The organism is Legionella cincinnatiensis, from assembly GCF_900452415.1.
Lineage (GTDB): Bacteria > Pseudomonadota > Gammaproteobacteria > Legionellales > Legionellaceae > Legionella > Legionella cincinnatiensis.
The window spans coordinates 338,710-356,358 of sequence record NZ_UGNX01000001.1 but is presented as its reverse complement, the minus strand read 5'-3'; the positions used below and the strand labels follow the sequence as shown (position 1 = coordinate 356,358).

Sequence of the window (17,649 nt, the reverse complement as noted above, 5' to 3'; positions counted from 1 at the left end):
CTGTGTGGGCACTTTGAGGTCCTTTCATGCCTTATTTTTTAAGGAGGTGATCCAGCCGCAGGTTCCCCTACGGCTACCTTGTTACGACTTCACCCCAGTCATGAACCACACCGTGGTAAACGTCCCCCCGAAGGTTAGACTATCTACTTCTGGTGCAGCCCACTCCCATGGTGTGACGGGCGGTGTGTACAAGGCCCGGGAACGTATTCACCGCGACATGCTGATTCGCGATTACTAGCGATTCCGACTTCATGGAGTCGAGTTGCAGACTCCAATCCGGACTACGAACGACTTTCTAAGATTGGCTCCAGGTCACCCCTTCGCTTCCCTCTGTATCGTCCATTGTAGCACGTGTGTAGCCCTACCCGTAAGGGCCATGATGACTTGACGTCGTCCCCGCCTTCCTCCGGTTTGTCACCGGCAGTCTCCTTAGAGTTCCCACCTTTACGTGCTGGCAACTAAGGACAAGGGTTGCGCTCGTTACGGGACTTAACCCAACATCTCACGACACGAGCTGACGACAGCCATGCAGCACCTGTAGCAGTGTTCCCGAAGGCACACTCGCATCTCTGCAAGCTCCACTGTATGTCAAGGGTAGGTAAGGTTCTTCGCGTTGCATCGAATTAAACCACATGCTCCACCGCTTGTGCGGGCCCCCGTCAATTCCTTTGAGTTTTAATCTTGCGACCGTACTCCCCAGGCGGTCAACTTATCGCGTTTGCTACGCCACTAAATATATTCATATATCCAACAGCTAGTTGACATCGTTTACGGCGTGGACTACCAGGGTATCTAATCCTGTTTGCTCCCCACGCTTTCGTGCCTCAGTGTCAGTATTAGGCCAGGTAGCCGCCTTCGCCACTGGTGTTCCTTCCGATCTCTACGCATTTCACCGCTACACCGGAAATTCCACTACCCTCTCCCATACTCGAGTCAACCAGTATCATCTGACCTGCCCAGGTTAAGCCCAGGGATTTCACAGATAACTTAATCAACCACCTACGCACGCTTTACGCCCAGTAATTCCGATTAACGCTCGCACCCTCCGTATTACCGCGGCTGCTGGCACGGAGTTAGCCGGTGCTTCTTCTGTGGGTAACGTCCAATCAATTAGCTCTTAACCTATCAATCCTCCTCCCCACTGAAAGTGCTTTACAACCCTCAGGCCTTCTTCACACACGCGGCATTGCTGGATCAGGGTTCCCCCCATTGTCCAATATTCCCCACTGCTGCCTCCCGTAGGAGTCTGGACCGTGTCTCAGTTCCAGTGTGGCTGGTCATCCTCTCAGACCAGCTACCGATCGTCGCCTTGGTAGGCCCTTACCCCACCAACTAGCTAATCGGACGCAGGCTAATCTTAAAGCGCCAGGCCAAAATGGTCCCCAGCTTTCGTCCGCAGACATCATCCGGTATTAGCTTGAGTTTCCCCAAGTTATCCCAGTCTTCAAGGCATATTCCTACGCGTTACTCACCCGTTCGCCACTCGCCATCAACCTAGCAAGCTAGGTCATGCTGCCGTTCGACTTGCATGTGTTAAGCATGCCGCCAGCGTTCAATCTGAGCCAGGATCAAACTCTTCAGTTCAATTCCTGTGCTAGTCTTAAACCAGCTTCTTACTTCTTCTATTTACTTCTTAAGCACTCAAAGCTCTCTAAAGTGCCCACACAGTTTGTCTTCTCTCTTCTTAATGAACTCACCCTCAAGGTGTGCTGCGTATTCTACTCATTTCACATCCAGTGTCAAACACTTTCTGCATTTTTTTATAAAATATTTTGTATTAAATTTTTAATTTTCAATAAACAACGTATATTAATGTAGTACATGATGTTGAAAATGCAAGCTTGATATTTAAATAATTTTTTACAGGGCTGGCTATTCCCCTTTTTTTTTGCTAATCTTCGCGATTCAACTATGGTGGCTCTATTGGTCCCTTCGCGGCGATAGATTGTGAACCCCGTCAGGCCCGGAAGGGAGCAGCGGTAACGATTGATTCGAGCGCCGAAGTGTGGCTCTTAGAGCCGCCACCCAACGTATGAAACATTAAATATGAGCTATCTGGCACTTGCCCGTAAATGGAGACCACGTACTTTTTCTCAGCTGGTTGGACAAGATCATATTAAAAATGCATTAATTAATGCACTCAATCAACAACGTTTACACCATGCCTATTTATTTACAGGAACACGTGGTGTAGGAAAAACAAGTATTGCGCGAATTTTAGCTAAAGCACTAAATTGTGAACAAGGTATTAACTCTATGCCCTGTTTACAATGCGGAACGTGCTGTGCAATCGAACAAGGTCGCTTTATTGACCTGATTGAAATTGATGGGGCCTCAAAAACTCGTGTTGAAGATACACGTGATTTACTGGATAACGTACAATACCTTCCTACTAATGGTCGCTTTAAAATTTATTTAATCGACGAAGTACACATGCTATCGCAACATAGTTTTAATGCGCTGCTAAAAACGCTGGAAGAGCCACCAGAACATGTTAAATTTATTTTAGCGACCACCGATCCACAAAAATTACCCATTACAGTCTTATCTCGTTGCTTGCAATTTCATTTGAAGCATTTAACTTCTGAACTTATTAGCCAACAGTTGCAGCTAATTCTTAAGGAAGAGCAATTAGATTTTGAAAACCAAGCTGTAGATATATTAGCTCAGGCAGCCCACGGCAGTATGCGTGATGCATTAAGTCTTTTAGATCAAGCCATTGCTGGCTGCAATACTCAATTATGTGCAAGCGAGGTTAAAACGCTCTTGGGCTATACCCAACAGGATTATGCCCTGCAATTACTTCAAGCACTGGCGGAGCAAAATGCTTCCATGCTCTTAAAAATCAGCCACCAAATTTCTCTTGAAGGAGGACACTTTCAATATGTTTTGGATGAGCTTCTTAACTATCTCCATCAAATAGCCATCTACCAAAACGTTGGTGACAATAATCCTTTAATTAATCCCTCCTCAGAAATAATAAATCTTGCGCATCATATTTCAGCTGAAGATATTCAATTATTTTATCAAATTGGACTAAAAGGACGAGAAGAAATACATCTTGCTCCGGAATTAGTTATTGGTTTTAACATGACGCTTTTACGTATGCAAACGTTTAGACCCATTTCTAAAGTAGCCCCCCCTCCTTTAGCTTCCTATCAGAATAGCTTACCTCAGCAACAAACGCCTCCTGCAAATGTGCGCAGCACTACGATAAATCCTCCTAAAATATATACTGAAGAGAAAGCACCCAATGTGGTTAGTTCGGCTAGGAAAGACAGTGATGAGAACCAGCAAGTTACTCATCAAGAAACTAAAAATTGGTCGAGTATTATTCAAGATCTTAAACTAACCGGTTTAGCACTTAACGCTGTTGAAAACGCTGAACTCATTGCAAAAGAAGGTCGGGAAATCACTTTACGTGTAGCTAAAGGGCATCAATCCCTTTTTACACCAACGGTACTTACTCGGATCGAAAGTGCATTAAGTCAATATTATCAATATCAGGTAAAAATTAATCTCAACACTGATGAGTCAGTGCACGCATCCCCTGCTCAACAAAAAGAACAAATAATGCAACAAAAACAAAAAAATGCTGAGAATGCATTACTTAATGACCCTGTATTCCAGCAACTTCAGCAAGAATTTTCAGCTGAATTGGTCAAAAATTCTATTGTCTCATTAAAAGATGACTTATAATATATGCGATTTAAACCCTAAACATATGAGGTCCTAACAAATGGATATGAATCAAAATCTTGGTAACCTAATGAAAGAAGCGCAAAAAATGCAACAACGCATGCAAGAAGCGCAACAGCAATTAAGCCAATTAGTGGTTACCGGTGAAGCTGGCGGTGGCATGGTAGTGGTTAAAATGAATGGCCGCCATGATGCAACTGAAGTGAAAATCAAACCATCCATGATGGAAGAGGATGTAGAAATGCTCGAAGATTTAGTAGCAGCCGCTATTAACGATGCAGTACGAAAAATTGAAAAAGCATCCAAAGAAAAAATCAGCCAATTAACTGCAGGTCTTAATATTCCTACTGACTTAATGGGTGGCGATAAGGGCGATAAGGAATAATCCTAAGCATGGATATTTTAACTCGCTTGGTCGAAGCACTCCGCTGTCTTCCAGGCGTAGGTCCAAAATCTGCGCAGCGTATGGTTTTTCACTTGCTCCAACATCAACGACAGCGAGGATTGCTCCTTGCTTCTTGCTTGGAGCAAGCAATGAATCAAATACAGCATTGCGAACGTTGTGCTAATTACACAGAGCAAAATCTTTGCGCTATCTGCCAAAACGCAGATAGAGATGCCTCCTTACTTTGTGTAGTAGAAAGTCCAGCTGACGTATCTGCTATAGAACAAAGCAATGCCTTTCAAGGTAAATATTTTGTCCTTATGGGAAAAATCTCTCCACTTGATGGATTAGGGCCAGATGACATAGGGTTGCCACGACTTAAAAAGCTTATCATTGAAGAAAATATTAAAGAAGTAATATTAGCGTTGAGTCCTAGTGTAGAAGGACAAACCACCATTCATTTTATTCATCAGCTTTTACGTGATCAGCCAGTCAATATGACTCAATTAGCGCATGGTATCCCTTCAGGCGGAGAATTAGAGTTTTTGGATGGCAATACTATAGGAAACGCTCTCCGCAACAGAGCAATAATTCATGTTTAAAACAGCATGCAGTAACAAGTATATGAGCCTCTTTCGGAAACTCACAACAAAGAGAAAGATGAAAAAGAGTTCTAAGTGCGCGTATACGCAGTCGCATGTGGGTTCAAGGGCCCTGCTGAAAAAGCAATATTTCTCTTTAGTAACGTTTACGAAAAAGTCTCTCGTCCTATTATTGATGCTCCTCTTTACAGAGCTAGCAAACGCCTCTTTTTATAAAAATTTATGGCCTAAATGGGAAGTGAATAATCCATTATCACATAAAGTGATTAATCATCAACTTTGGCAAACTTTTCTAAACCGTCGTGTCATTACTAATGAAGAGAACATTAATCTCGTTGATTATAACCATATGACTCAAATAGATTTAAACCTATTAAAAGATTATTTAAAAAGCATGTCAGAAATCAACATTGATAATTACAATCGTAATGAACAACTCGCTTATTGGCTTAATGTTTATAATGCCTTGACAGTACAAATTGTTGCTAACTACTACCCTATTACCACCATTCAAGAAATTAATATTTCTCCAGGTTTATTCAGTGTAGGTCCTTGGGGAGCAAATTTAATCACTATTAAGGACACCCCCTTGACCTTGGATGATATCAATAATCGTATTATTAGAGCAATTTGGAATGATCCTCGCACTCATTATGCTTTAAATAATGCCACCATCGGTGCTCCAAACTTAAGTAGAAAAGCCTATCAGGGAAATAAACTAGAAGAGCAATTAAATCAAGCAGCTACAACCTATATTAATTCTCTTAGAGGAGTACATGTTGTCGAAGGAAAGCTCATCACCTCTAAGATCTATGAATGGTATGAAGAAGATTTTGGCGGCACAAAACAAGATGTAGTTTTTCATTTATTAATATTTGCTACTGAGCCTTTACAAAGTCAGCTGAAGCACATTAATAGTATTGATGGTTATATCTACAATTGGCATATTAATAGCCCTACGGCTGATCTTTAATGAAAAAAATGTGTAAGCTTGCCCTATTTTTAATTTTAAGATCTATAATTGACATATAAATATAAATAGCCGTACTACGATTTCCAATGAAAAAAACAAATGCAGTATTTTCTTATTTTACTTATTTTATTTTATTCAATTTATGTTTCTTTGTTTTACAATTAGCATTAGTGTACACCAACAACAGTAGTTTTGTTAATGCAATAAAACTTCCGGCGCAAATTTGGATAGAATTAATCACAACATTCATGATTCACCTCTTTCTTTATATCCTGTTATCGTTCATTCAGACGCTTTTGCTTATTGGAATACTAAAACGCCCCTGGCATTATTTTACGGATCAGCAATGGATCATTATTATTTGGGTGTGTACTGTTTGCGCCATACTTAGTGCAAATAGCTATTATTTTCCACTTAGCATCTTTAGCAAGCTCTTTTCGCCTCCAATACCAGAATCATTTATGCTGATTGTATTAAGTATTTCAGTATTAGGATTAAGTTTTTTAATCATTAACAGTATTCTTTATCGAAAAAGTTTATATACATTAGCAGTCATAGCCATTCTTCCTTTAATTTTAAATCTGACCCATAACCAAACTACTCAACCCTACGCTAGTGAAAAACCTAACATTATCCTATTAGGAATAGATTCACTAAGTCCAGATAGTGTGACTTCTGAAAGCATGCCTTTTTTCTCTAAATTAGTGAATCAAAGCACCCAATTTACTGATTCAATCAGCCCACTTGCAAGAACCTACCCCGCATGGTCTAGTATTTTAACCGGATTATATGCAGAGCATCATCATGGTGAGGAGAATTTAGTAGCCAAAGATATGGTCAAAAGTGAGTTAAGTATTGCTTGGATGCTAAAAAAACAAGGATATACGACAATCTATGCGACAGACGACAGGCGATTTAATAATATCGACAAGGAGTTTGGGTTCGAAGACGTTATTGGTCCTAGACTCGGTATTAATGATGTCATTCTTGGAACGTCTAATGACCTACCGCTGTCTAATTTATTAATCAATTTTCGAATTAGCTCCTGGTTATTTCCTTATAATTACAGCAATCGAGCTAGTTTTTTTTCTTACTATCCACAAACTTTTACGACTAAATTAAAACATGATCTCGCCTCAGAGGTACATACCATGCCCGTTTTTCTTGGAGTTCATTTCACACTCCCACACTGGCCTTATGCATGGGCGTCATCCTTACCCGAACAAGTTAATAATGAATTTAGTCTTGAAAAAAGAGATATTCTTTATCAGCAAGCTTTAAAAAAAGTCGATCAACAATTTGAATCATTTTTCATGTATTTACAAGAGAATCATTATTTGGACAATTGTCTCCTTATCATATTAAGCGATCATGGGGAAGTACTGTACCATCCTAATTCTCGTTTAACCAATTACTCTAATTATCAAGGCACGCTTCCTAGTAAATTTGCAGAATATCTCAAAGAAAAAACTGCTACTGATTTAAATAAAAGCGCCGGCCATGGTTCGGATATATTAAGCCCTAAACAGTATCATAATGTATTAGCTTTCAGAATTTATAAAAATGGGCAAATAATCACGAAAGACGACAAAATTGACACACGCGTTGCATTAATTGATCTGTCACCTACCATTCTCGATTTTCTGCATCTCCCAAATAAACAAAAAATGGATGGAATTTCTTTACTTCCAGCAGTGCTTAATTCTAGCTACATTTTACCCAAACGAACCTTTTTTATTGAAAGTGGCATATTTCCTAACCAAAAATTATCAAAAGAAAAATCCATAAAGATTGGTCATTTATTTTATATGGTTAATCCTGAAACAGGGGAGCTTGAAATTAAGCCTAATAAGCTTCAATATTTTGAGGAACAAAAACTATATGGAATAATCAAAAATAATTGGGTACTGGTTCTTTACCCAGATGAGAAAAATTATATTCCAGTGATTCAAAATCTCTCTACGGGTGCATGGGATGATGATCTAAAGAGCAACTTTGCGAAAGCTACACCGGCTTCTCAAATGTATCAACAACTCCATCAATTTTATGGAAACAAACTCTTTTTACCTTTACCTTAACTCTATAACGTCATCCACTAAGTTCTAGACAACACTCAGTAGAACTTCTTTATTTTTTTTAGGATAATAAGATTTATTAATTTGATGTAAGGGAGTAGAAATGAATCGTGGCGGCTTTTCCTGGAAAAGACTTATTGGTATCTCTGCTCTGAAAGCTAAAATCTCAAGAAAGATTGGCATCCCGCTGACTCAATCAGGCAGACAAAGAAAATTAGGCGCATTTATCATTCAATTATTACGTACCATTTTATTGGAAAAAAAGAAAAAACAATAGGGTTGGTTGACAATTCATTCTGATCCTCTACATGTTACACGCGATACATAGGCAATGGAAACCACTTGTCAACAGACCCTAATTAATTTCTCGACAACAAAATAGGGTTTTGAACTTACGAATATCGAAAATAATTGCAAGCAGACAATAAACTTGCCAAAATTATGCATCAACATCATGCCTAAACTTAGAGAATTTAATGCTACAATCAAGCTATCTGCTATTTATTGATGAAGATCCAGTCAGTGACGATCTAAAAAATTATTTTGCACAATTTAATATAAAAATAGTTCAAAAAAAACAACTTGATCCTCTGCAAAATATATCAGGAATACCTGCAGCAATTCTAATTCATTGGTCGATTTTAAAAAATGAACCGCAAATGATTCATCAGTTTTATACAAACTATCCAGTGCCTTTATTAGTGATAAATGATACTGCAGATGAAGATGCATGTATTGAAGTACTCGATGCAGGCGCTGATGACTTCATAATAAAACCTCTTTATCCAAGAGAACTGCATGCACGAATAAGCGCTATTAATCGGCGCGTTTTAAGAGCACAACATCATCTTGCCCATGAAAAAGAAGTACTTATTTTTTCTAACTGGAGACTTTATCCTGCATCCAGACGTGTTTTTCGTGATGACCACCTAGAGTTGTCATTAAGTGCAGGTGAATACGATTTATTACTGACTTTTGTTCAACAACCCCAACGAGTTTTAGATCGAGAGCTTTTATTGCAAATTACTAAAAATAGCGATCTAAATCCTTTTGATCGAAGAATTGATGTACAAATAAGCAGACTTCGTCAAAAAATAGAGATAGATGCAAAAAAACCAGCATTAATTAAAACTATTCGTAATGGTGGTTATATGTTTACTGCGCAAGTCACAACGTTAAAAGAAAGTGATATAAGATCATAATCTTTTTATAGTTTTATGAGAGCGGCGAAAACCTTTCCTGTTGATGTATACTCTGCTTCAACCACTCTCCCCTGAAAGGGATATAGGGCCACTCCCTAAGTTCTATACAGAGCGTTGCAAGCTCGTTTGCCTCAATCATGTACTTAATGCACTATTTCATCTCACGTTACTTGCGCCTTATTCAGAACTTAGTGAGTAACACTATTTTTTTGTTGCAAAAAGCTCCAAAATTTGTGGCTTTTTACCTATTTTAAACATTTTCACACTTTTAATCGTATTATCTCCTACTTTTAATATTTCAATACGATAATTTTCTATGGTTAAACATGATTCCGCTGGAGGAATGTAGCCAAGATATTCAACAATTAAGCCACTTAAGGTTTTTGGTCCAATATGCGGTAATTGCCATCCCATTAATCGATTTAAATGGCGTAAAGTTAAACCAGCGTCCACAATAACCGAGCCGTCATTTTGAGGAGTGATATCTCGACTTAATGCCGCTACATCTGTAGTAAACTCACCGACAATTTCCTCAAGAATATCTTCCATAGTGACTAATCCTTGAATATTTCCATATTCATCCACTACAAAAGAACTGCGTTTTTTCATTTTTCTAAAATTTAAAAGCTGGACATTTAATGGGGTAGCCTCCGGAATATAATAGGGTTCATCAGCTGCATGTAATAAGCTATTAAGATCTAATTTATCTTCTATAGCCAGATTTAAGGCATCGCGCATATGAATCATTCCAACTAAATCATCTACTGAATCACGATATAAAGGCAGTCTGGTATGCTTTGCAGTTTCCAATTGTTCCAATATTTCTGACCAAGGTTTTTCAATGTCGATCCCAATAATCTCTGATTTGGGAATCATAATATCTTCCACTGTTGCTGTTTCTAAATCTAAAAGACTAATTAACATACTTTTATGTTCAACAGGCAATAATCCTCCAGCCTCATGAACCACTGACCGTAACTCTTCACCGGTTAATGATTCTTTTTGCATTTTATCCACAGAGACACGGAATAAGTGTAAAACACCATTAGACATTGCACTGCTCACATAAACTAAAGGTGCAAAAATCCATTGTAAAACGCTCAATGGTAACGACGTAACAAAGGCAACCTGTTGCGGATGAATTGCTGCAAATGTTTTAGGAATCATTTCAGAAAACACTAATATGACTAATGTTAAAAGGGCTGTTGCCACAGCGATCCCAACATCACCGTAGAGTCGTTGTCCAATCAAAGTTGCTATTGTTGATGCAAAAATATTAGCCAATGTATTACCAATTAATACAACGCTTAATAATCGATCAGGGCGTGCAAGAATCTGATTCACTCTAATGGCTTGTTTATTTTCTTTCTTCACTAGATGTTTTAATTTATATCGATTAATAGACATCATCCCGATTTCAGTACCGGCAAAAAAAGCAGCCAATATGATTAAAAATAATAATAGGATGGATAGAGTAGAAAGTTGAAGTTCCACCGAGTTTCCTTAAGCTTTTAGAACAGGAAATAAAGTAACACATGGTTTGCAAGAAAGCGAGATGAGGAATAAGTCTGGAAAATCGAGTTATATAATCCTAGATAAAGAAATTGAATCCTACGCAAACTAATGACTCAACCCATAAAGATGAAGAAATTTATTAGGATAAAAAACATACGTAGCAGAAGTTGAAGGCTCAAGATACGTTGTATAGTGCCAACAGTTTCTCGGCATAAATAACATGTCCCCCTTCTCAAGAATTACTTTATATCCTTGAGCTTTATTTATTCTAGGAAACATTTTACGTAGAGAATCTATTGAATGGCCAAAATCTATAAAGCTATTACTAATAAAAGGAAGTTTATAAATATGATCGCTTTGGTCTTGGGTGAATAATAAGAATTCTTTTTTCCACTTAAGCATAAATGGAGGTTACAGCAATGTTCTCGATCATAATGCATCTCTGTATGTGCGCCATTTCCACCAAAATAATATCCTACTTTATAATCTTTATTAAAAAATCTTGGTCTTAAAGGAAATTTTTGCCAAAGAGGCACGTACTCTTCTATTTTTTTAGATTCATTTCTAGGGAAAATTTGAGAAAAAATTCGATATGGCTTATTCATTTTAATTTCACAGAGAGCTGTTTTCAATCGACTGCGTTGATGATTCACAAATAAATTATTTTCAAAAGTACTGTATATTGTTTCTCCACTAAAACGATCAATAAAATAATCCAAAGAAAATTTATCTGTGAAGTTTTTTATTTTTATTAAAATAGGTTCGTTAGAGTTATATAAGATATTTTTTATTAATTCTTCATAGCCATACTCATACTCTAAAACTCGAATGTGTTTGATCTGCATTTTTAACTCCATAAAGTTTTAACAATATTTAGTCATGCGGGTGATTATTAGCACAATTGATTGTATTTATATACCATATGAAAATTTTAAATAATGGTGGCGATTACATCCTGTTGAGAACGTATTGAGAGATCACTGGTTGAGAGTAAATGAAGTGAAATTATTTGATTTACAAAAGGGAGCTAATTTCTAAGAATGTGCCGCTTTTTATTGTATTCACATCAATTATGGCAAAGCACAGCATTTACCTGATTTTCTTAAATATCCAGGTAATGCTGTGCGAGTGCTTAAATCAATGTTGTTTCTGTTATGCTATTGAAATGAAAAGCAAGTCAGTTTGCTTATTTTAAAACGTTATTTTTGTTCATTAAAACGTGCAACGCTGGATAAAATTTCCTTGAACGCCTCATCAGGACCAACCCAACCATTAAGCTTCACCCACTTCCCTTCTTCTAAGTCTTTGTAATGGCTAAAAAAGTGATCTACTGAACGCAACAAATGCTGAGGTAAGTCTTCATAAGATTGGATGGATTCATAAATTTTGGTCAACTTATTCGTTGGAACAGCCAGAATCTTAGCATCGATACCTGATTCATCGGTCATTTTCAACATTCCTACCGCTCGACATGGGATAACAGACCCACCCACTAAAGGCACTGGAGTTACAACTAATACATCAACAGGATCTCCATCTTCAGATAAAGTCTGAGGAATATAGCCATAATTCGCAGGATAAAACATAGGTGTTGTTAAAAATCGATCAACGAATAATACGCCAGATTCTTTATTCATTTCATATTTTACAGGTTCACTATGCATAGGGATTTCAATAACCACATTAATTTCTTTTGGTAAATCCCGACCACTACTGATTTTCATTAAACTCATTGACTCCTCTCCCTTAATAATCGAATAAAAATAAACAGCCCTCACAAAATAGATTTACCTTAAAATTGTAAGAGGTACATAAGGCAGATATTATGCGAAAAATCATCCCAAAAGGCAAAGATAAGCTGTTGTAATATAAGTTAGCAATGTATAATAGCCTATTTATACTTAATAATGAGATTGCTTATGAATTGCTTGTTTTGCAAAATTGCACAAAGTGCGATCCCTGCATCAGTAGTCTTTGAAGATGATGAGATAATGGCGTTTCGGGATCTGAATCCGCAAGCTCCTAAACATGTGTTGGTCATACCAAAACAGCATATCTCTACGCTGAATGATACCAGCAATGAACACCAAGCCCTGTTGGGAAAAATGATGTTAGAGGCAAAAAAAATTGCTCATGCTGAAGGAATTAGTGATTCAGGTTATCGCTTAGTTCTTAATATCAATCCCGACGGAGGTCAAACAGTATATCATATTCATTTACATTTACTGGGCGGACGTCACATGACTTGGCCGCCAGGTTAGGAATTACTATGGAACAATTATATACAGAGCTGTTAAAACTAATTGGTGAAGATGTAACCCGTGAGGGGTTGATAGACACTCCAGCACGTGCAGCAAATGCGATGCATTACTTGACTAAAGGTTATCAAGAGAATCTTGAAGACATTATCAATGGTGCTCTATTTGAATCAGATATGAGTGAAATGGTTATAGTGAAAGATATAGAAATGTATTCTATGTGCGAACATCATTTACTTCCATTTCTTGGCAAATGTCATGTTGGCTACCTTCCTCATGGAAAAGTAATTGGCTTGTCTAAAATTGCCCGTATTGTTGATTATTTTGCAAGACGCTTACAAATTCAAGAGCGCTTAACTACAGAAATAGCAAATTGTATTGAATCAATTACTGGCGCACGTGGTGTCGCCGTAGTTGTTGAAGCAAAACATCTTTGTATGATGATGCGTGGTGTGGAAAAACAAAATTCCGTAATGACAACTTCAGTAATGCTTGGTGACATGCGTAATAACCCAACAAGTAGGGCTGAGTTTTTGACTTTAATTCACGGGAAATAAACATCGAAGTGTCTGGGTTTGTTTTCATACCCTTCTTTATGAGTCAGATAAAAAATAGCCATCATTATAAATAAATTGAAGTAATCCAGTTCAATCTTCAATGCAGCAGTATTATCGTTCTGGAATACTTCGCCAAGGTCTGCAACGACACAATTACAGCCTCATGAACGCTTCACATAGGCGAATGATTCTGCATGGATGCCTTCTACAAAAATCTGAATCCTCTGACCCAGCTCAACCCGACTTTCCAATATTTCGATATTTCGCCGCTTGAGTGGGCTGCAAAGATCTCAGCGCTGATATCGATTATGCGGTACAAACTCGGAGAAATACTAATCACTAAAAAAACGTAAGCTCGACATAAAAAGTAAAATGATTTTTATGTCGAGCTTGCGTTAAATGAACATCATGATATGCATCATTTACAACTATTCTTCATCCTGACCTTCCTGAGGAGTCTCTACGTTTGATGCATCATGACTACTTTCGTCAACAAGAGCTACTGCCTCTTCATTCTGTGGTTTATCTTTCCACTCAAGCTTTACTCTGCCTTGTTTATCAATACCAGCAACAAAAACTGCTATTTCTTGACCTTCTTGTAAAACACTCTCGACCTTTTGGGTTCTATCATTACAGATTTGCGAAATGTGTAGCAATCCATCCTTGCCAGGTAAGAGATTGATGAAAGCACCAAAATCAACTATTTTGCTTACTTTTCCTTGGTAAGTTTGACCCACCTCAATTTCAGCAATTAAAGATTTAATTTGTTTTTGTGCTTCCTCTAATGCCTTCAGATCAGGTGAAAATAATTGAACGACACCTGTATCATCTATATCAATAGAAACTCCAGTACTGTCGATAAGCCCTTTAATCGTTGCACCACCTTTCCCAATGATTGTGCGAATCTTATCTTCAGCAACCTTCATGGTACTAATTCTAGGAGCATGTTGTGATAATTCTTCTCTGTGTTCTGCTAATGCATTATTCATTACTCCAAGAATATGCATACGCCCTTCTAAAGCTTGATCCAGAGCTTGTTCCATAATTTCACCGGTAATTCCCTGAATTTTGATATCCATTTGTAACGCAGTGATCCCCTGCTCTGTACCGGCTACTTTGAAATCCATATCACCTAAATGATCTTCATCTCCCAAGATATCTGTAAGAACAGCATAACGATCACCTTCTTTAATCAGACCCATTGCAACTCCGGCGACAGGTGCTTTGATAGGCACACCAGCATCCATAAGCGCTAAACTTGTACCACAAACTGTAGCCATAGAGCTTGAACCATTCGATTCAGTAATTTCTGAAACGACTCTGAGTACATAAGGGAATTCAGTTGACTCAGGCAAAACTGCCATCATCGCACGTTTTGCTAAACGACCATGACCAATTTCTCTACGCTTAGGACTACCAATCATACCCGTTTCCCCCACGGAATAAGGAGGGAAATTGTAATGGAGCATAAACCGATCTTTCGTTTCTCCAGAAATATTATCCAGTATTTGCGCATCCCTTTCATTTCCTAAGGTAGCAACAACAATGGCTTGAGTTTCCCCACGAGTAAACAAAACAGAACCATGTGCTCTTTCTAATAACTTGGTACGAATCGCTATCGGACGTACTGTTTTACAATCACGACCATCAATGCGGGGCTCACCATCAAGTATACGATTACGCACTGTAACACTTTCTAGTTCAACGAATATACTACTAATAATGTCTGCATTTAACTCGTCATTTTCAGCTTGTAACGCTGTAATGGTTTGTTCTTTTAATTCCGCTAAACGTTGATAGCGCTCTTGTTTATCTTTAATAAGATAAGCAGCTTCCACTTCATGTTTTATCATGTCAGCGACTCGTGACCGCAAATTAACATCTACTTCACGAGGAGTCCAATCCCAACGCGTTTTACCTCCTTGCGCTGCCAGTTCTTCTATTCCTTTAATCACATTCTTCATCATTTCATGACCGAACATGATCGCGCCACGCATAATGTCTTCACTCAATTCTTTAGCTTCTGATTCGACCATCAAAATAGCATCTTTAGTTCCAGCAATAACTAAATCTAATTTAGATTGTTCTAAATCTTTGCGACTTGGGTTTAATAAATAAATACCTTCTCTATAACCAACACGCGCAGCACCAATTGGTCCATTAAATGGAACCCCAGAAAGAGCTAAGGCAGCAGAGGAAGCAATCATTGCAACAATGTCTGGAGATACTTCAGGATTTAATGAAAGAACCGTAGCGATTACTTGCACTTCGTTAGAAAAACCCTCAGGGAATAGAGGTCGAATCGGGCGATCAATGAGCCTAGAAATTAGTGTTTCATGATCAGCGGGTCTACCTTCACGTTTGTTAAACCCCCCTGGTATTTTCCCTACTGCATAAAACTTTTCTTGGTAATTTACTGTCAGAGGAAAAAATCCATTGTCTTCACCACCGTCTTTTTTTCCTACTACTGTAGCTAACACTTGGGTACCATTCATACTGGCAAAAACTGCTCCATCAGCTTGTCGTGCTACTTCACCAGTTTCTAATATAAGAGTGTGGTCACCAAATGCTATTTCTTTTGTAAACTTCGCCACGTAATCTCCCTCATTAAGTAATTATAACGAAAAAAAGGCGCAGAAAATTGCGCCTTTATTTAAAGTATTTGTTTTTATAAAGCACATCTCTAAAGAAATGTTTTGCTCATTAATCAATAAGAATCTCTCAATTCTAACGATTGGATTAATGTTTGATAACGTGCTTCATTTGTACGCTTTAAATATTTTAACAATTTACGACGCTTATTCACCAGCTCTTGTAGTCCACGTCGAGAATGAAAATCTTTTTTATGTTCTTTAAAATGCTCTGTTAAATATTTGATACGGCTTGTAATAATAGAAACCTGAACTTCTGGTGAACCAGTATCTTTATCAGAACGTTGGTATTCTTTTACAATTGTTGCTTTATCCGCGCTGTTTAGCGACATTCTACACTCCCGGAACTACTATGTGTTCATTCAAAGGCGAACATTCTACCAAGGCAAAGTCAACGAAACAAGTACTACAAATTAATTTTGTGCAAAAAATTTCATATTAGTTCAATTCACTTGTTCACTAAAATGAAAAATTTAAAAAGAAAGTAATCGTTTCGCTTTAATAATGCCAGCACTTCGTTCACCCAATCCAATAAATTGTGCTCTCGTATCATAAAGACGAACACAATCAGCCAGTTCAACATCTATTTTATTTGTGATTGTTCTACCTTGGCGGATAGAGATCACTTCATCATCCAAAAGTGTCACTTGCTCTAGATAATCAACCGCTCTATCTATAGGAATGAAACAAGCTTTTCTTTCGGTCAAAGACATTGACTCTAATTCATCAAGAGAATACATAGGCATATCCTTTAAGCCAGCAGTATATACTCGATGTAGACGAGTCACATGCGCTCCTACTCCTAATACATCACCAATATCTTCCACTAAATTTCGAATATAGGTTCCTTTGCTGCAAGTTACTGTCAAGGAAAATTGTACTCCATCAAACGCATTCAGCTCCAATTCACTAATCAAAATTTCACGCGCTGCTCGCTCAATATTCATCCCTTTTCGAGCAAAACAATAAAGTGGAGTTCCCTGGTGTTTTAATGCAGAAAACATAGATGGAACCTGTTTTATAACTCCCTTATGCTTATCTAATACATCAGTCAGCTGCTGCTTAGAAATTGTAAACTCATCGCTACGGGCAATCACCTCTCCTGTTGCATCCGCAGTATTTGTTTTGATGCCTAGCAAACCAGTAGTTTCATAGCATTTATCTGCCTCAAGCAAAAATTGACATATTTTTGTCGCCTCACCAAAACAGATAGGTAACATCCCTGTAGCAAGGGGATCTAGACTCCCAGTATGCCCTGCTTTTTTAGCGCCCAATAATCTTTTTACTTTTTGTAACGCATAATTAGAAGTCATTCCTTGCGATTTATTAAGCAAAAGAATCCCATCAATTTTTGTTGATAATGAACTAGTCACTTTCATGGTCATCAGGAGGAGCTACTTTATCAATTAACCGACTCAATCGTTGCCCATACTCTATTGATTCATCATAGACAAAATGGAGTTGTGGTACTGTACGTAAGGTAATGCTACGCGCTAAAACACTGCGTAAATAACTTGAAGCTGCATTTAAAATAGATGCAACCATTTCGCGATCGTCATTAAGCACAGTAAAATACACTTTAGCATGCCCCAAATCAGCAGCGACTTTCACTGCTGATATAGTCACAAATCCAGTTAGTCGTGGATCTTTAACTTCCTGCGGTATAATCTGAGCCAACTTTCGCTGAATCATTTCAGCAATTCTGTCTGTACGTTTAAAATTATGACTCATC

Annotated in this window: 17 protein-coding genes, 1 rRNA gene and 1 other RNA gene; 10 read left to right on the top strand and 9 right to left on the bottom strand. The window is 38.0% G+C overall.

Going from position 1 to position 17,649, the window contains the following annotated elements; translation table 11 throughout:
• Positions 1-39 precede the first annotated feature (39 nt).
• Positions 40-1,584, bottom strand: a 16S ribosomal RNA gene (locus tag DYH34_RS01530).
• A gap of 337 nt (positions 1,585-1,921) precedes the next feature.
• On the opposite strand from DYH34_RS01530, the gene ffs reads away from it, so the two are divergent.
• From ffs to DYH34_RS01495, 8 genes are all read left to right on the top strand, one after another.
• An RNA gene (gene ffs / locus DYH34_RS01525) (signal recognition particle sRNA small type) lies at positions 1,922-2,018 on the top strand.
• Positions 2,019-2,046: 28 nt separating this feature from the next.
• Positions 2,047-3,699 (top strand): DNA polymerase III subunit gamma/tau, encoded by a 1,653-nt coding sequence (dnaX, locus tag DYH34_RS01520; RefSeq protein ID WP_058463970.1) that lies wholly within the window; start codon positions 2,047-2,049, stop codon positions 3,697-3,699.
• 40 nt (positions 3,700-3,739) lie between these two features.
• On the top strand, positions 3,740-4,084 hold the full coding sequence (locus DYH34_RS01515) for a YbaB/EbfC family nucleoid-associated protein (protein ID WP_058463971.1): 345 nt from the start codon (positions 3,740-3,742) through the stop codon (positions 4,082-4,084).
• Between the two features lie 8 nt (positions 4,085-4,092).
• On the top strand, positions 4,093-4,686 hold the full coding sequence (gene recR, locus DYH34_RS01510) for a recombination mediator RecR (RefSeq protein ID WP_058463972.1): 594 nt from the start codon (positions 4,093-4,095) through the stop codon (positions 4,684-4,686).
• Between the two features lie 175 nt (positions 4,687-4,861).
• Positions 4,862-5,659, top strand: coding sequence for a DUF547 domain-containing protein (locus tag DYH34_RS01505; RefSeq protein WP_058464321.1), 798 nt, complete (start codon positions 4,862-4,864; stop codon positions 5,657-5,659).
• Positions 5,660-5,745: 86 nt separating this feature from the next.
• Positions 5,746-7,737, top strand: a complete 1,992-nt coding sequence (locus DYH34_RS01500) for a sulfatase-like hydrolase/transferase (RefSeq protein WP_058463973.1) — start codon at positions 5,746-5,748, stop codon at positions 7,735-7,737.
• Between the two features lie 100 nt (positions 7,738-7,837).
• A complete protein-coding gene (locus DYH34_RS17930) occupies positions 7,838-8,011 on the top strand; it encodes a hypothetical protein (RefSeq protein WP_165481798.1) in 174 nt (57 codons plus the stop codon).
• Between the two features lie 199 nt (positions 8,012-8,210).
• Positions 8,211-8,936, top strand: coding sequence for a winged helix-turn-helix domain-containing protein (locus DYH34_RS01495; protein ID WP_058463974.1), 726 nt, complete (start codon positions 8,211-8,213; stop codon positions 8,934-8,936).
• 201 nt (positions 8,937-9,137) lie between these two features.
• On the opposite strand, the gene DYH34_RS01490 is transcribed toward DYH34_RS01495, so the two are convergent.
• From DYH34_RS01490 to ppa, 4 genes are all read right to left on the bottom strand, one after another.
• Positions 9,138-10,430: an HlyC/CorC family transporter gene (locus DYH34_RS01490; protein WP_058463975.1), complete on the bottom strand. Its 1,293-nt coding sequence runs from the start codon at positions 10,428-10,430 to the stop codon at positions 9,138-9,140.
• A gap of 126 nt (positions 10,431-10,556) precedes the next feature.
• Positions 10,557-10,853 (bottom strand): cupin-like domain-containing protein, encoded by a 297-nt coding sequence (locus DYH34_RS18280; protein WP_238589432.1) that lies wholly within the window; start codon positions 10,851-10,853, stop codon positions 10,557-10,559.
• On the bottom strand, positions 10,763-11,296 hold the full coding sequence (locus tag DYH34_RS01485) for a hypothetical protein (protein WP_058463976.1): 534 nt from the start codon (positions 11,294-11,296) through the stop codon (positions 10,763-10,765). The genes DYH34_RS18280 and DYH34_RS01485 overlap by 91 nt, the downstream gene beginning before the upstream one ends.
• 354 nt (positions 11,297-11,650) lie before the next feature.
• Positions 11,651-12,184: an inorganic diphosphatase gene (gene ppa / locus DYH34_RS01480; protein ID WP_058463977.1), complete on the bottom strand. Its 534-nt coding sequence runs from the start codon at positions 12,182-12,184 to the stop codon at positions 11,651-11,653.
• 186 nt (positions 12,185-12,370) lie between these two features.
• Here ppa and DYH34_RS01475 point away from each other — a divergent pair, with 186 nt between their 5' ends.
• Together DYH34_RS01475 and folE are read left to right on the top strand one after the other, a co-directional pair.
• On the top strand, positions 12,371-12,712 hold the full coding sequence (locus DYH34_RS01475) for a histidine triad nucleotide-binding protein (protein ID WP_058463978.1): 342 nt from the start codon (positions 12,371-12,373) through the stop codon (positions 12,710-12,712).
• 8 nt (positions 12,713-12,720) lie between these two features.
• On the top strand, positions 12,721-13,266 hold the full coding sequence (gene folE / locus DYH34_RS01470; RefSeq protein WP_058463979.1) for a GTP cyclohydrolase I FolE: 546 nt from the start codon (positions 12,721-12,723) through the stop codon (positions 13,264-13,266).
• Positions 13,267-13,694: 428 nt separating this feature from the next.
• Here folE and pnp read toward each other — a convergent pair whose 3' ends face one another.
• From pnp to rbfA, 4 genes are all read right to left on the bottom strand, one after another.
• Positions 13,695-15,860 (bottom strand): polyribonucleotide nucleotidyltransferase, encoded by a 2,166-nt coding sequence (gene pnp, locus DYH34_RS01465; RefSeq protein ID WP_058463980.1) that lies wholly within the window; start codon positions 15,858-15,860, stop codon positions 13,695-13,697.
• A gap of 113 nt (positions 15,861-15,973) precedes the next feature.
• Positions 15,974-16,249, bottom strand: coding sequence for a 30S ribosomal protein S15 (gene rpsO, locus DYH34_RS01460; RefSeq protein ID WP_058463981.1), 276 nt, complete (start codon positions 16,247-16,249; stop codon positions 15,974-15,976).
• A 141-nt stretch (positions 16,250-16,390) separates the two neighbouring features.
• Complete coding sequence (gene truB, locus DYH34_RS01455) at positions 16,391-17,296, bottom strand: tRNA pseudouridine(55) synthase TruB (RefSeq protein WP_058463982.1); 906 nt, start codon at positions 17,294-17,296, stop codon at positions 16,391-16,393.
• On the bottom strand, positions 17,283-17,648 hold the full coding sequence (gene rbfA, locus DYH34_RS01450; RefSeq protein ID WP_058463983.1) for a 30S ribosome-binding factor RbfA: 366 nt from the start codon (positions 17,646-17,648) through the stop codon (positions 17,283-17,285). The genes truB and rbfA overlap by 14 nt, the downstream gene beginning before the upstream one ends.
• Position 17,649 lies beyond the last annotated feature (1 nt).

What these genes read in the sequence shown, in the direction of transcription:
- rbfA (WP_058463983.1), bottom strand. Translation starts at nt 17,648, where the DNA reads ATGAGTCATAATTTTAAACGTACAGACAGAATTGCTGAAATGATTCAG.
- truB (WP_058463982.1), bottom strand. Translation starts at nt 17,296, where the DNA reads ATGAAAGTGACTAGTTCATTATCAACAAAAATTGATGGGATTCTTTTG.
- DYH34_RS01515 (WP_058463971.1), top strand. Translation starts at nt 3,740, where the DNA reads ATGGATATGAATCAAAATCTTGGTAACCTAATGAAAGAAGCGCAAAAA.
- DYH34_RS01485 (WP_058463976.1), bottom strand. Translation starts at nt 11,296, where the DNA reads ATGCAGATCAAACACATTCGAGTTTTAGAGTATGAGTATGGCTATGAA.
- DYH34_RS01505 (WP_058464321.1), top strand. Translation starts at nt 4,862, where the DNA reads ATGCTCCTCTTTACAGAGCTAGCAAACGCCTCTTTTTATAAAAATTTA.
- recR (WP_058463972.1), top strand. Translation starts at nt 4,093, where the DNA reads ATGGATATTTTAACTCGCTTGGTCGAAGCACTCCGCTGTCTTCCAGGC.
- dnaX (WP_058463970.1), top strand. Translation starts at nt 2,047, where the DNA reads ATGAGCTATCTGGCACTTGCCCGTAAATGGAGACCACGTACTTTTTCT.
- DYH34_RS01495 (WP_058463974.1), top strand. Translation starts at nt 8,211, where the DNA reads ATGCTACAATCAAGCTATCTGCTATTTATTGATGAAGATCCAGTCAGT.
- folE (WP_058463979.1), top strand. Translation starts at nt 12,721, where the DNA reads ATGGAACAATTATATACAGAGCTGTTAAAACTAATTGGTGAAGATGTA.
- ppa (WP_058463977.1), bottom strand. Translation starts at nt 12,184, where the DNA reads ATGAGTTTAATGAAAATCAGTAGTGGTCGGGATTTACCAAAAGAAATT.
- DYH34_RS17930 (WP_165481798.1), top strand. Translation starts at nt 7,838, where the DNA reads ATGAATCGTGGCGGCTTTTCCTGGAAAAGACTTATTGGTATCTCTGCT.
- DYH34_RS18280 (WP_238589432.1), bottom strand. Translation starts at nt 10,853, where the DNA reads ATGCTTAAGTGGAAAAAAGAATTCTTATTATTCACCCAAGACCAAAGC.
- rpsO (WP_058463981.1), bottom strand. Translation starts at nt 16,249, where the DNA reads ATGTCGCTAAACAGCGCGGATAAAGCAACAATTGTAAAAGAATACCAA.
- DYH34_RS01475 (WP_058463978.1), top strand. Translation starts at nt 12,371, where the DNA reads ATGAATTGCTTGTTTTGCAAAATTGCACAAAGTGCGATCCCTGCATCA.
- DYH34_RS01500 (WP_058463973.1), top strand. Translation starts at nt 5,746, where the DNA reads ATGAAAAAAACAAATGCAGTATTTTCTTATTTTACTTATTTTATTTTA.